The organism is Clostridium sp. AF29-8BH (assembly GCF_003478145.1).
Taxonomy (GTDB): Bacteria; Bacillota; Clostridia; order Lachnospirales; family Lachnospiraceae; genus Otoolea; species Otoolea fessa.
In genome coordinates this window covers 1-14,418 of record NZ_QUEL01000031.1, presented here as the reverse complement: position 1 = coordinate 14,418, position 14,418 = coordinate 1, and the positions used below count along the sequence as shown (strand labels likewise).

Here is a 14,418-nt window from a genome sequence, read left to right as displayed (position 1 = left end):
TTAATATGCCTTACCCCAGTAAACCATCTTCGTTGCCGACTTGCCGCAGCATACGCAGGTGTCAGCCAGATGTTCCTGATTGAACGGAATGCAGCGGGAGGTTACGCCGACTACTTCTTTCAGTTTATCCTCGCACTCCTGATTGCCGCACCACATTGCCTTGATGAAGCCTGGCTTATTTTCTGCGATCTCCTTCATCTCATCCAGTGTTGTCGCTACATAAGTATGGGAATCTCTGTGTGCTTTTGCACGCTCAAACATATCGTGGTGAATCGTCTCCAGAAGCTCGCCAACCTTTGCTGCGATCTCATCCAGAGATACCGTAATCTTCTCATGCGTATCACGGCGAACCAGAACTGCCTGATTTTCAGCAATATCTCTCGGTCCGATCTCGACACGTACCGGAATACCGCGCATCTCGGACTCGCTGAACTTCCATCCCGGAGATTTGTCGGAATCATCCACTTTGACACGGAAGTTGGACAGAACCTCTTTTACCTCAAATGCCTTGTCCAGAACACCCTCTTTTGCCTGCTGAATCGGAACGATCATAACCTGGGTCGGAGCTACCTTCGGCGGCAGAACCAGACCATTATTGTCACCATGAACCATGATGATCGCGCCTACCATACGGGTTGTCATACCCCAGGAAGTCTGATGAACGTATTTTAATTTATTATCCTTATCCAGATACTGGATGTTAAATGCCTTTGCAAATCCATCGCCGAAGTTGTGGCTGGTGCCGGACTGCAGTGCCTTGCCATCGTGCATCAGGGACTCGATCGTGTAGGTTGCCTCTGCACCGGCAAATTTCTCCTTGTCGGTCTTGCGTCCGCGGATAACCGGAATTGCCAGGAAGTCCTCGCACAGATCCGCGTATACATTTAACATCATCTCGGTACGCTCCTGTGCTTCCTCAGCGGTTGCATGAGCGGTATGACCTTCCTGCCATAAGAACTCTCTGGAACGCAGGAACGGACGGGTGGTCTTTTCCCAACGTACAACCGAAGCCCACTGGTTGTAGTTTCTCGGCAGATCGCGGTAAGAATGTACGTCATGTGCATAAAAATCGCAGAACAGAGTCTCGGAAGTCGGACGTACACACATTCTCTCCTGTAACGGCTCTAAACCGCCCTGTGTCACCCACGCTACTTCCGGTGCGAAACCTTCTACGTGATCTTTCTCTTTTTCCAGAAGACTTTCCGGAATAAACATAGGCAGATATACGTTCTCTACGCCGGTTGCCTTAAAGCGCTTGTCCAGTTCATTGCGGATATTCTCCCAGATCGCATATCCGGCCGGTTTGATAATCATGCAGCCCTTTACACTGGAGTAATCAGAAAGCTCTGCTTTCTTTACGATGTCCGTATACCACTGGGCGAAATCTTCATCCATCGATGTGATGGCTTCTACCATCTTCTTTTCCTTTGCCATGTCATTTCTCCTTGTTAAAAACATTTTATTGTTGTTTTGTATTTCATAGAAATAAAAAAGCCATCCGATCCCTGCTGATCGCTGCGATCAAAGGGACCGAATGGCTTAACTTCGGCGGTACCACCCTGCTTAACCAGAATTTCGTTCCGATTCTGGCTCACTTAACTTCCGTTAACGCCGGAAATACGTTGCATTTTCATGCACAGCTCCAGGACCGGTTCAACTTTCAGGGACACAAAAGCCTCGCACCATACGGCTTTCTCTCTGGACGTGTGTCAAAGTTTACTGATTCCTCTCTTCGCCTGTTTTATTTCTTATTGTTTGATGTTCTAAAATCAAACGCCGGATTTCTTCCACGGCATCCACAAACTCAGCCGCGCAAATCCTGACAGTATTATGATTTTACGCCAATCAGTCGGGTTTGTCAAGGCTGGAACTCGCCCTTGTACAAGTCTTGACGATGCCTCGCATTTTTTACTCGGTCGTCACTGACTCGGTTGCGTCCGAACAAAAAATAATGTTTTTATCCCTATCTTACGAATCCTATTTTAATAAAATATCCTCTCGGTACATCTCCGCCAGCGACCGCAGAATCTTCGCTGTCATCCCCCAGATGATTCCTTCCTCGCGGCGGTAGAAGTAAACATCGTAATGTCCGCGCCGCCAGCGGTAATCGCGTCCGCCCGGAACATCTTCAAACGGGAATGTCTCTTCCGGCACGGTCACAAGTTCTGTTTCATATCGCTCCGGTTCATGTTCCGCGAACCAGCGGAGCGGGACAGAAAAGGTATGATCGACCTCCGCCTCGGAATATGACCAGCGGTAGCCCTGCAGCGCACCTAAAAATGGAGAAATCTCCATCGCTCCGGGTGCTTCCAGCACATCCAACGGCGCGATAACGCGAATCTGGCGGCGACTGATTAAGAGTTCTTCCATCGCCTCACGGATCGCCGCCTGCTTCGGTGTCTCGTCCCGCTCAACGGCACCGCCCGGAAAACAGATTTCGCCCGGCTGAGTTTTTAAGCTTCCCGCGCGCACCTCAAACACCACGTGGTACTCCCCGCCTTTCTGAATCAAAGGTACCAGCACCGCCGCCCGACGGATCTTCTCCTTCTCCAGCCTTCCGGCTCTCCGGCTGCCCCAGACTCGGCTCATCTGCGCCAGCTCGCCGCCCTGTGTCTGTTCCAGGAATGATGCAACACATTGGTTAAATGCGTCCGGGTTCTCTGCTGCAATAAAATGGGTGCCCTCTAAAAGCCGAAGCCTTGCGTTTGGCAGAGAACGTGCGATTTGGCGCGTGTGGCATTCGCGGATCATGTCGTCGCTCCCTGCTACCACAAGGACGGGCATTTTCAGGCGGTGGAGAAGTTCAGGGCGGATCCAGGGTTCATACAACATTAAGGATAGAAGCTCTTTTTTGTGTATATTTGCCTTCCGATCATTTCCCTTATTTTCAGGAATTTTTTCTTTCTGACAGCTTCTTCTCTGTTGTTTATTCAGTCCTTCCTGTCCATTCTGTTTTTCGTTTTCTTTTGAAAATTGCTTTTCTGTCCGCATTTTTCCTGCTGCCATCTGCATTTTTCCCCGTATCTGCCCGATGCCGCTTTTCTGCTGCCAGAGCTTCCCCACAACTCCCACATACTCCCGCGCCACATCCGCCAGCACGGACGGCTTCATGCCAAACGGGTTTAAGTTCGCTCCATTTAAAATCAGCCGATCGACATATCCCGGATATTTCAGTGCAAAAATCAGCGCAATATTGCCGCCGTCGCTGAACCCCAGCAAAATGATCCGCCTAAGTCCCCGGCGGTCAAGAAATCCTTTCAAATCATCAGCAAACCGTTCCAAGGTAAATGTCCCATGACCACGCGGAGATCTGCCATGTCCACGGGTGTCCACCGCAATCACGAGATATTTTGATTCAAAAAAGGATATCTGGTTCACAAAATAGGAGCTGTCCTCTCCATTTCCGTGAAGCAGCACCATCGGCTGTCCGGAGCCTGACTCTTTTGTATATAAATTCACGTTTGTTCCTCCATATTAAATGATATGCATATTTATTTCAGCTTAACATCCAGCTATCTTCCAGCAACTCTTTCTCTGCTGTTTTCCAGAACTTTTATGCGTTTTTAATTCCTTATCTATTATATATGATCCTTTTGTCTCGCGGCAATCCTAAAAGTGCCTACCTAATGAGCTGCCGCTCCTTCGTCCGCTTCCCCATACTCCTCCACAAAATCCTTAATAATCAACAGCCCAATCGGACCCAGCAGAAATCCAAACAGACTAAACAGCTGCAAGCCCACATAGATCGCCGCCAGCGTTTCAAGCGGCGACAGCCCCATTTTCTTCCCCATCAGGTGCGCCTCCGTGAACTCACGCAGAAAATAACAAAGCAGATACAGACCAAATAGAATCAGCGCGTGTCCCCACTCCCGCTTAAACAGGAGAAAAAGACTCCACGGCACCAGCGCCGTCCCTGCGCCGAAGATCGGCAGGGCATCCAGAACCCCGATTCCGATTCCGCCCAGAATATAATATGGATTTCCAATCAGCAAAAGCCCCGCCATCGAAAATGCCGAAGTCATCAGGAAAATGACCGACTGGGTTTTCAGCCATGCGCTTCCTGTCACCGCAAGGCGCCTGCCGAGCAGGAAAAATTCGCGGTGAAACATCGAATCAAACCGCCTCCGGCGCAGTTCGTCCATCTCCTGTAAACTCAAAATCGAGGCAATGAAAAATAAAACAACCACAATAACCGCGCGCACAATCCCCGCCGCAGCAGGAACTGATTTCTGAAGGAGCTGCGGCAGCAGGATCTCCTTGACCTGTCCACCGCCCTGCAAGCCTGTTCCGCGAAAGAGCTGCCCGATTTTACCGGCAGGCAGATGAAGGACTCGCTCGATCGACTGTTCAAATTGCTGTCCGAGCAGTGACAATTCCTCCATCCGTCCTGGAAGCTCTTCTAAAAAGTGTTCCAGCTCCTCCGTGAAACGCCGTCCCCCTGCTGCCAGCAGACCGACCAGAAAAATGCTCAGCAAAATCAGCTCCACGCCCCCGATCATACCGATGGGAACGCCGATCATGTGCCCGCGGAAGGAGATTCGCAGCCGTTTTTCGAGAAATGCTGCCGATGGCTGGAGAAGCAGCGCCATCAGATACGCTGCCAGAAATGGGAATATAAGCGGCAGCAGGTAACGGAAACTCAAATACACGCCCGCCGTGACTGCTACTGTGAGAAATGCTTTTTTCTGTTTTCTGCTGAGTGCCATCTGTCTGCTCCACCTTCCCGATTTTTTCTTTATGCCATACACCGTTATGGTTCTATGATTTCTACAGACATCCATTCAAACAAACGTCTTTTCCTTAAACCTACACGCCCTTTTTTCCGGATGTATGGCAACGAAAAACCACAGGAAACCAGTGTCAGCTCCCGCTTCTCCCGGCTCCTGCGGTCTCTTTTGTAAGCCCTCTTTAGTCGCTCCGGGGCTTACCCATGGACTTTGCCCATTTATGATTCGTACTTCCTTTGTACACACTCTAGTATGGGCAGGCTGGATAAAAATATACACGTCTTACCTTCTATTCACCCTTGATCTTTTTTTGAGCTGTAATCGGTATATGCCAGAAACAGAGGAGAAATATCTATGCCGCGGCAGCCACGGCTGCCACTAATCGGATTTTTCTCATGTTACCTGACTTATAGAAAAATTCGCTCACAGAACAAATTGCGGTTTGGTGGAAAACTCCATTCTTTTTCCCGTCACCGGGTGAAGGAACGATAAACGGACCGCGCACAGCGCCAGCGGTTCCCGGCGGGCACGTCCCACGGAAGCAGCCGCTGGTGCGCCATACTTGGTATCACCCATGAGCGGTGTCCCATGCGCGGCAAACTGTACGCGTATCTGATGGTGGCGTCCTGTGTGAAGATGAATTTCCACCAGTGAACGCACGGTACCGTCTTCCTGTTCTTTTTTTTCTAATATCTGATATTCCAGCTCTGCCCGTTTCGCACCGGCGACCGACTTATCCACAATCCGGCTGGTATTCGTTTTCCCGTCTTTCAACAGATAATCCACGTACTTACCCACATTATCCACAGGTTTTCCACATACGAGCGCCTGATAGATTTTCTCCAGTTTTCCCTCCTGTACCTGACGGCTTAAGTGCGCTGCCGCTTTCAGGTTCTTGGCATATACCATCACACCGCGCACCGGCTTGTCCAGTCGGTGGATAACTCCAACATACGGATCCACCGGGGCTGTGGACGCTTTTGGGGATAATCCTGTGGATAACTTTTTCGTCTCCTGTGCCTTCCGGTGGAGATAATTTTTTATCTCGCTGACCATATCCGGCTCCAGGCGTCTCGATGTCTGCGACTCAACTCCGGCTGGTTTGACCACAACTAAAATATCTTTATCTTCGTATAATATATCTAACATAACCGATTTCCTCTCTACTTCATCCATGGATTCCCGAGCATTTTAACTTCTCAAATCATCTATGAGTCTTTTTTCTTTCTCTTGTGAACTTTAAAATTTTCATATGCAAACCATTGCATATATTTATTACCAACTCACACGAAACGTGAAAACCTTTCGTTACTGTTCATACATTATATTATAACATATCCCATTCCCCTCTTGCATATTTTTCAGAAAAGATGTATAGTATATAAAAACATTCTATGTAGTTTCAAATACTACATATCATATTTACAATTACTTTATTGAAATTACGGCAAAGGAGGTTATCCTATGATTTCTAGTCAAAAACATACATCTGACACAACGGAACTCGTTGAAACAAAGCATCATAAATTCCACGTAAAGGATCCCGGAAGCGCGCTGACGCATTTTATCGCGATGATCGGCGCGGTGATCGCGGCAGTTCCGCTGCTTCACAAAGCGGCTGGAGAAGCAGATTCGCGCCATCTTGCGGCGTTGGCTGTGTTTATCGTCAGCATGATTCTGCTCTATGCCGCCAGCACGACCTACCACACCTTTAATATTTCCGAGCACGTTAATAAAATCCTGCGTAAGATCGACCACATGATGATTTTCATCCTGATTGCCGGGACTTACACACCGGTTTGCCTGATCGTCCTTGGAAATAACGCCGGTTACCGGCTTCTGGCGCTCGTCTGGGGTATCGCGATTGCCGGGATTCTCGTCAACGCGCTCTGGATCAACTGCCCGAAGTGGTTCTCCTCGCTAGTTTACATCGCGATGGGCTGGATCTGCGTGCTGGCGTTCCGTCAGATCGTACTGGCACTTCCGAAAAGCGCATTTCTCTGGCTGCTGACCGGCGGACTTATCTATACGGCTGGAGGCATTATCTACGCATTAAAACTGCCGATTTTCAATGCAACGCATAAAAATTTCGGTTCGCATGAGATTTTCCATCTGTTTGTCATGGGCGGAAGCCTGTGCCATTATGTGATGATGTACGCATTTGTAGCATAAGGGTGAAATACCCATTTCGTCTGACAGGCATTATGCCTCATACGTACACGAAATGCATACATTCAATTTTTTATGTCACATTCATTCTCCTTTCGAAAAAGGAACCGTCCTGATGCCAGTTGATAGACTGACCCAGGCGGTTCCTTTTCAATTCATTAAAAGCGTTTAAAAATTTTCTACGAATCTATTTTCTATGTTTTTACGTGCTTTCTCATGCTGCTGCCACTCAAAATGTGTGTAAATATACTCACATCGAGATGTTGTAAGTTCTCACGAACATTACTTACTGCTTCATCGTATATGCTTTTACAATCTGTAAACAGATATGCTACTCACAAGTTCTTGTATACTCCACAGTCGTTAATTCCCGAAATAGCCTTCGGTACATACTTACATTTGCTTTTCATTATGCAATCTTGTAAGTTTTAGCATCTTTTAAATTAAGTGCCGCATTGAGATCCCTATCTGCAACATAGCTACAATCACATCTGTAGATTCTATCTGAAAGTTTTAAATCTTTCTTTATAGAACCGCAACAATGACATAGTTTAGAAGATGGATAAAATCTATCTACAACCCTAAGTTCAATATTGTTATCATCACATTTGCTTTTCAGTGTAGTTCTAAACTCGTAGAATTTCTGTGATGCAACGGCTTTAGAAAGATGCCTGTTCTTCATCATACCTGACACATTCAAATCTTCAATCGTTATATAAGATGGTTTGGTTTTCACTATCTCAGCAATTATCTTATTGATGTAATCAGTATGGATATTATCCAGTCTATGATAAAGTTTCTGTACTTTGAGCTTTTGCTTTTGTATATTTGCTCTTTGAGTGGACTCTCCTTTCTTTAAATATTCATATTTACGAGAGAGACATTTTTGCTCTCTTCGTAGTTGTTTTTCAAGTTTCTTTAATCTTGCTGATTTATTAATGTTCTTGTATGTCTTTCCGTTTGAAACAATAGCAAAATTTTTTAAGCCTAAGTCTATCCCAATGCCATCATTATTACTGCTATCAATAAGCATATCAGGAATCTCTACAAGAACGGATACATAGTATCTACCAGCTTTAATAGATACCGTACCGCTTTTAATTACATACCCATCTTTTGTCGTAGGAATATATCCTTTTTCTTTGATACGAACCCAACCAAGTGATGGAATATTAATTCTGTGTCTTTCGCATCGGCAATCCTTTGGATTATTCTTTACGAAATACATCTTCACATCAGATTTTCCTTTCTTTTTAAAATTAGGAAAAGCACTTTGATGTTTGAAAAATCTGGTAAATGCGACACAACCATTTTCAATTGAACACTTTACAGATTTTGAACTGACTTCCTTAATCCATAGCTTATCTGGATTTTTGGGAAGATACTCATTGTTCAGCCAGACACTAAAACTTTTACCACTCATAAACTTTTCTCCATTGTCATGAAGCTCTTTGTTGTGAGCGAGATAGAAGTTGTAAATATATCTACAAGTTCCTATTGTTTTACGGATCTTAACTTTCTGCTCCTCTGTCGGATTTATTTCCGTTTTGAAGCTCTTTAGCAATTTCCACATCCCTTTCTATTTGTTTTTTATACTTACGAAGCCCGTACAACCTACAAGAGAACACATGGAGTATTGAAACAATATCCTGCACGAGTTCTTCTTGTGGTGATAGTTCTTCATTGTTCACCACCATGATGGTCGTATTGAACTTCGTACAGAATTTTTCAAACCAGTCGTAACCAAATCTGATAAATCTATCTTTTTGAGTTACGATTATGGTTTTGATTTTTTGTTCCATCACTTCATCTAATAATTCGTTCCACTTTTTACGATTGTAATTAAGACCACTTCCATAATCTTCAATGCACTGGTCTACAATAATACCTTTAGCATTACAAAACTGTCGTAAAAATGCAACTTGGTTTTGTAAATCATCTTTTTGATTTTTTGTAGATACCCTAGCATAAATAACTACCTGACGTTGGTCATCTTCAGTATTTATTCCTTTGAATTGCAGATATTGGTCATAAGTGTAATAACGTCTATCAGTTGGAGTTCGGTTTGCCTTTAGAGTTCCTTCTCTATCCCAACGCTGTAATGTTTTTACGGATACCCCTAACAGTTCAGCAAAATCTTTTGGCTTGTAATTTGTGATATTTGATGTGTTCATAATAATTCACTCCTTTGAGTATATTTAAACACATTTAATCATATTAGTCAATAAATTCGATTACTTAATATATTCTCCTTTATCAAAGTCTCTTTTGATTTCCTTGTAATAAAGCACGATTCCCGTGACACCGACCAGCACTTCCGAGATCGGAAATGCAAACCAGGTAAAGCGCAGGTCAATCAGCGACAGCAGCCAGAAAATCGGAATCAGGCAGCAGATCTGGCGCATCACGGACAAAAAGAGGCTGATCTTTCCATTTCCGATCGCCTGGAAGAATACCGGGGTCATCAGTGAAAATACCGCCGGAATAAAACTTGCCCCGATGATAGGGAATGCATTTTTTCCGATCGCGATGACCTCACTGCTCTTTGAAAAAACCTGGAGCAGCTGCACCGGAAAGAAAACGAAGCAGATCACACCGACCAGCATAAACACACAGGAAAATCCATAGCTGTCCCGCATAATTTCCCGGCATCTCGCATAGCTCTTGGTTGCATAGTTAAAGCTGAGCACCGGAACGATACACGTCTGCAAGCCCATCAGTGGGATAAAGAAAAACGTCTGCATTTTATAATAAAGCCCCAGCACCGTCACTGCCGAATCTGAAAATCCGGCAAGGATCGCATTTAAGATCACGATATAAACTGTAAATAATGCCTGCATAATAATCGACGCGTAGCCAAACCAGTAGATCTGCTTGATATAGAGCGGCATTTTTGTGCGCTCTGGCAATCTGCCAACCCCGCCAAACGATGTGATGACCGCAGCTGCCACCTGTCCGCAGACAGTCGCATAGGCAGCACCCGCGACTCCCAGCTCCGGCACCGGACCGAGTCCGAAAATCAGGATCGGGTCAAGCACGATATTCGTCAGCGCCCCCACGGTCTGGGCGACCATCGGACGGTGCATATTGCCCCGCGACTGATGGACCTTCGTCCAGTTTCCTTCCAGAAATGCCCCGATGCTGCCGATACAGACGATCTGTCCGTAGATAACAGCACTCTCGATCGCTTCCGGGGTATTCGCACTTGTCAGGACATACGGACGCATACAGAAGATCGAGAAAATGGCAAATATAAACCAGGTTCCAAGCGCCAGAAGCGTGCCTGTTCCCGCTGTTTCTTCCGCCTGTCCCGGCATTTTCTGTGCATACAGCGCGCCATGTAGGTATTCACGCCCACGCCGGTTCCCACCGCCAGCGCAATGATGATGAGCTGCAACGGATAAATGACCGAAAGCGCCGTCAGCGCCGGTTCGGAATATTTTCCCACAAAAAAACTGTCTACAATGTTATACATCGCCTGAATCAGCTGCGCTAGCATAACCGGAGGTGCGATTTGCAGCAATATCTTCGGAATTTTCTCCGTCCGGAAAAATTCTGTATCCGTTCCCGCCTTACTCTTCATCGTCCGTCTCCTCCAGTGCCTCTTCCAGAATCTGGTCATACTCCATAAACAGTTCCGTCATTCTGCGGATCTTGTCCTCTCCCAGACGTTTCGCCGCCCGCTCTTCCATCCGGCTTAACGAATATAATAATTTTTCCGAATACCGTTCGCCCTCCGGCGTCAAAACAAGCGCCTTTTCCTTCCCGGTGCTCTTTTCCGGATCCACTACAAGAATCCCGTCCTTTTTCATCTCTGAAATCACATGGTTCACCGTCTGCCGCGGAAGCAGATACGAATCACAGATCTGCTTTTGCGTACAGAATCCGAATTCGCGGATGGTGTAAAGCACCAGCATCCGGTTATAGCTCACATTGTTATTCTTTGCCCACATCGAGTATACACCACGGCAGCGGATGATCGCCTGGTTGACCTGATCGTAAAGTTTTTGTATTTTATATTCCATAACCTTCCCCATTCGATCCCATTTGGGACTGAAAGAAGTATACGACAAGATTTTGAAACTGTCAATCTTTACTCGCTCCGCGATATCAAACCGATATGTTACAATCTACGAATAGTGATTTCCATGGTTTTTTAACTAATAGGCACGCACAATCATCGTCTTCCAGAAGCGGTCCTGGCATTTGTATTCCATCTGGATTTCTATAAATAACATCCCCGCCTGCCTGTGAAACTTCGCAATCTTTGAAATAAGAAAAATATTCTGATGAAAATATCCTATATCGTTATTATCAAATTTGTTAACAAGGAAACAACCCGATGGTATACTTGTTTCCTTGGAAACATAATGTAGGGGGTAATATTATAAACACAGTACTTATGAATCTATTTGTTACGTATATGAAAAAGCAGGAGATACTTTCCAAACTTACGAAAGATGAGAAACTACACGGATATAATTAAATGAAAATTAATATCACAGTCAAAATTACACCTAAATGACTAAAGCGCCGTTCCTTTCTTCGGCGCAAAAAAACGACTCATATCGGTATGTTCCAGCGTAAGCAGTTCCACTTTCTTATCAATTCCACCCGCATACCCGGTCAGGCTTCCATTCGTTCCTACTACGCGGTGACATGGAATGATGATGGAGATCTCATTATGCCCCACTGCACCGCCTACCGCCTGCGCGGACATATGGGACGCATTCTGCATCTTCGCCAGCTTTTTTGCAATCTCCCCATAGGTAGTCGTCTGTCCATACGGAATTTGCAATAAAATCTGCCACACCGCCTGTCGAAATGCGGAGCCAGTCGGATGCAGCGGCGGAATAAAGTCCGGTTCTTTGCCAGAAAAATAAATATCCAGCCATCTCTTTGCCTCGGTTAAAATCAGGGATTCCTGTGAAATAGCTCCGTCTGGAAGTGTATTTGCAAAATACTTCTGCCCCTCAAACCACAGACCCGTGAGTCCGATCGCGTCTGCCGCCAGCAGAATATCGCCTAACTTTGATTTATATGTACATGTGTATACTGTTTTATCCTTCACCGCGGACTCCCCCCAAGGTTATCGACTGCTTTTTTACATCCAATCGCTTTCTGCTTCCTCCAGCTTCTTCACAAGTGTATCTTTAAGAACCGTAAAAGCCAGAATAAAGCTATCGCGTATCAGCAGAATCAACTCGTCTATTTCATCCTCATTATATATATAACAGAGGTATTGCGTTATTTTAACATGAGTAACCATATCTCAGCATCATTGATAAATCCGATCTTATAACCAAGCTGGAAGTTAGCGATTTCTTTTTCCGGTATTCTCTGTCCCACGGATTTCCTCATGATAGAAATAATCTACGATCACCGGATGTCCCTGCGGGACTCTGCCATAAGGCATTTCATTATCCACAAAGACACAATCATACTTCTTAGCCATTTTCTCAGCTTTTACTTCAAGTGCTTCAAAGTAGCTGCGGTTATGCTTGTTATAGATCTCGTCGTAAAGTGGTACAAGATCAGGATATTTTCCGGCGATATAATCCATAATTGTCTTTTTGAAACCGCCTCGAAGATTGAGATTTTCGAGCCAGAACAGATCGCACTGATCCTTTACCCGCTCAAAGATTGCTTCAAAATCCGTGATACCGGGGAATACCGGGGATACGAAACAGACTGTACGGATACCGGCTTTATATACCTGCTTCATAGCAGAGATACGGCGCTCAATGCTCGAAGCAGAGTCCATATCGTTCTTGAAATTTTCATCTAGTGTGTTGATCGACCATGAAACGGTTACACGTCCAAGCTTCTTCAGCAGATCAATATCCCGTACCACAAGATCCGACTTTGTGCAGATCAGAATATCTGCGTCACTGCCGATCAGCTGCTCCAGAAGTTTTCTGGTATTCCCGAATTGCTCCTCCTGTGGATTGTAGCCATCTGTCACAGAACCGATGACCACCCGCTGTCCGGCATATTTCTTCGGATTTTTAATTTCCAGCCAATGTTTCACATCAAGGAAAGTGCCCCATTCCTCCTTGTGCCCGGTAAAGCGCTTCATAAAAGAAGCATAGCAATACTTGCAGGCATGTGTACAGCCACATAGGGATTGACCGAGTAACCGCCTACCGGCAGACTAGACTTAGTCATGATGTTCTTTGTTTCCACCTCACGAATGAGGATTCCATTTATTACTTCTTCCATGATTTCTGTACCTCTAACACTTTATTAAATTCTTCCGGCATTTCCTGAATCATATTTTCATCCCCTATGATAGGGACAAGGTCTTCCTTCATAAACACCGGAATGCCGAGCTTATGTGCCTGGTCCGCCAGAGACCATGCCCATTCCGGCTCCGTATGAATCTTCCTGCTCTGAGCTCCGGTCATGGTGCCGACAACGATCCAATTGATTCCGGAAAGGTCAACTGTGCCGGGATCGTCGAATAACGGTTCAAAGGTAACATGGTAATGTTTTGCTCTGACGTTTTTCCGAAGGGCGTCGATACGCCACAGTTCTGCTTTCCTCGTCACCGTAACGCCAAACCATGCGTTTTCCAGATCGGTATCAAAATCCAGCAAATCAGGTCGCTTGGTAAGGAACAGGAACTGATGCTGTGGATTTTCACGGATCTTTGCAAATACCTCGTCTCTCCATTCCGGCTTCCATCCGGAGAGATCGCTCATCCCGGTAAGAAGAAAGTTCTGCGGACGTTTCTTTTCCATCATCTTGAGCTTACTCGGAAAGAATTCAGGGTCAGCGAAGTCATCAATCATATGCCAGCGTTTCACGTTGTTGCGGGCATAGCAATATGTACACCCCACTGTGCAGCCAATGACGATATTCATGTTCTGAATCTGATCTTTGATACAAATACTCATGACTTCTGCCACTCCTCAAGATTCTTTCTGATGCGGTCGAGGCATTCCTCAAACCGGGTAATTTCTTCCTCTGAAAAACCTTTGTAGTAAATACTGCCCATCTCATCAGATACAGAATCGTACTCGCCCTTTAAGGCATGTGCTTTCTCAGTCAGAAACAGGAGTGTTTTCCTTTTGTCCGTTTCAGACTGAACACGGCTTATCAGCCCTTGATTTTCCATTCTTTCCAGCATCGTAGTAAGAGATGTTATCGCTAATCCGCATTTAATCGAGAGTGACCTGATTGAGATACCATCCTCCTGCCACAGCACATAAAGAATACGTCCCTGGCTCCATTAAACGCATCGATATTTTTTTCGCTGAGAATCTTCTCAAAAATCCGGTCACCAAGCTGTTTTATTTTGGTGACAAGAAATCCGCCATTTGTTTTCATGCAAAAGCTCCTATATAGTAGTTTATAAAATCATACTATATAGGAGCTTTATTGTCAAGAGCTTGTATGTTTGAATAGAGGTAAACGGGAATTTGACTTGCCTATTTTCTTAAAATCTCATGTGGAGCTTCTATTTCATTTGCCAAGGTATGCTCTGTTAATTCTGACATCAATTTCAATTTTTTATTAA

Annotated in this window: 11 protein-coding genes, 4 pseudogenes and 1 other annotated feature; of the genes and pseudogenes, 1 reads left to right on the top strand and 14 read right to left on the bottom strand. The window is 45.3% G+C overall.

The window, feature by feature from the left end; all coding sequences use genetic code 11:
* The 4 genes from proS to DWZ16_RS13980 form a co-directional block, all read right to left on the bottom strand.
* The gene (gene proS / locus DWZ16_RS14000; RefSeq protein ID WP_118523068.1) at positions 1-1,434 is read right to left on the bottom strand and encodes a proline--tRNA ligase; all 1,434 of its coding nucleotides are present in this window, start codon (positions 1,432-1,434) and stop codon (positions 1-3) included.
* A gap of 88 nt (positions 1,435-1,522) precedes the next feature.
* Positions 1,523-1,742: a binding site (T-box leader), on the bottom strand.
* 235 nt (positions 1,743-1,977) lie between these two features.
* A complete protein-coding gene (locus tag DWZ16_RS13995; protein WP_118523067.1) occupies positions 1,978-3,459 on the bottom strand; it encodes an alpha/beta fold hydrolase in 1,482 nt (493 codons plus the stop codon).
* 164 nt (positions 3,460-3,623) lie between these two features.
* Entirely contained in the window at positions 3,624-4,706 is a 1,083-nt protein-coding gene (locus DWZ16_RS13990) for an AI-2E family transporter (RefSeq protein WP_118523066.1), read from the bottom strand.
* Between the two features lie 444 nt (positions 4,707-5,150).
* Positions 5,151-5,876 carry an RluA family pseudouridine synthase gene (locus DWZ16_RS13980; protein WP_118523064.1) on the bottom strand — a complete coding sequence of 242 codons (726 nt, stop codon included), beginning with the start codon at positions 5,874-5,876 and terminating at the stop codon, positions 5,151-5,153.
* Positions 5,877-6,191: 315 nt separating this feature from the next.
* Between DWZ16_RS13980 and DWZ16_RS13975 the strand changes: the two genes are divergently transcribed.
* Positions 6,192-6,899: a PAQR family membrane homeostasis protein TrhA gene (locus DWZ16_RS13975; RefSeq protein WP_118523063.1), complete on the top strand. Its 708-nt coding sequence runs from the start codon at positions 6,192-6,194 to the stop codon at positions 6,897-6,899.
* A gap of 406 nt (positions 6,900-7,305) precedes the next feature.
* On the opposite strand, the gene DWZ16_RS13970 is transcribed toward DWZ16_RS13975, so the two are convergent.
* From DWZ16_RS13970 to DWZ16_RS13920, 10 genes and pseudogenes are all read right to left on the bottom strand, one after another.
* The gene (locus tag DWZ16_RS13970) at positions 7,306-8,460 is read right to left on the bottom strand and encodes a transposase (RefSeq protein WP_333489845.1); all 1,155 of its coding nucleotides are present in this window, start codon (positions 8,458-8,460) and stop codon (positions 7,306-7,308) included.
* Positions 8,408-9,055, bottom strand: coding sequence for an IS607 family transposase (locus tag DWZ16_RS13965; RefSeq protein ID WP_182427376.1), 648 nt, complete (start codon positions 9,053-9,055; stop codon positions 8,408-8,410). The genes DWZ16_RS13970 and DWZ16_RS13965 overlap by 53 nt, the downstream gene beginning before the upstream one ends.
* Before the next feature lie 75 nt (positions 9,056-9,130).
* On the bottom strand, positions 9,131-9,736 hold the full coding sequence (locus DWZ16_RS16320) for an MATE family efflux transporter (protein WP_243022041.1): 606 nt from the start codon (positions 9,734-9,736) through the stop codon (positions 9,131-9,133).
* A pseudogene (locus DWZ16_RS16315) lies at positions 9,725-10,371 on the bottom strand (MATE family efflux transporter); the annotation flags it as partial. The gene DWZ16_RS16320 and the pseudogene DWZ16_RS16315, both read right to left, overlap by 12 nt.
* 97 nt (positions 10,372-10,468) lie before the next feature.
* Positions 10,469-10,921 carry a MarR family winged helix-turn-helix transcriptional regulator gene (locus DWZ16_RS13955; RefSeq protein WP_118523060.1) on the bottom strand — a complete coding sequence of 151 codons (453 nt, stop codon included), beginning with the start codon at positions 10,919-10,921 and terminating at the stop codon, positions 10,469-10,471.
* Positions 10,922-11,421: 500 nt separating this feature from the next.
* The gene (locus tag DWZ16_RS13945) at positions 11,422-11,967 is read right to left on the bottom strand and encodes a methylated-DNA--[protein]-cysteine S-methyltransferase (RefSeq protein WP_118523059.1); all 546 of its coding nucleotides are present in this window, start codon (positions 11,965-11,967) and stop codon (positions 11,422-11,424) included.
* Positions 11,968-12,210: 243 nt separating this feature from the next.
* A pseudogene (locus DWZ16_RS13935) lies at positions 12,211-13,118 on the bottom strand (radical SAM mobile pair protein B).
* Entirely contained in the window at positions 13,106-13,795 is a 690-nt protein-coding gene (locus DWZ16_RS13930) for a radical SAM mobile pair protein A (RefSeq protein WP_005946182.1), read from the bottom strand. Before DWZ16_RS13930 ends, DWZ16_RS13935 begins: the two are co-directional and overlap by 13 nt.
* A pseudogene (locus DWZ16_RS13925) lies at positions 13,792-14,228 on the bottom strand (radical SAM mobile pair system MarR family transcriptional regulator). Before DWZ16_RS13925 ends, DWZ16_RS13930 begins: the two are co-directional and overlap by 4 nt.
* Before the next feature lie 101 nt (positions 14,229-14,329).
* Positions 14,330-14,418, bottom strand: a pseudogene (locus tag DWZ16_RS13920) (LPS biosynthesis protein); the annotation flags it as partial.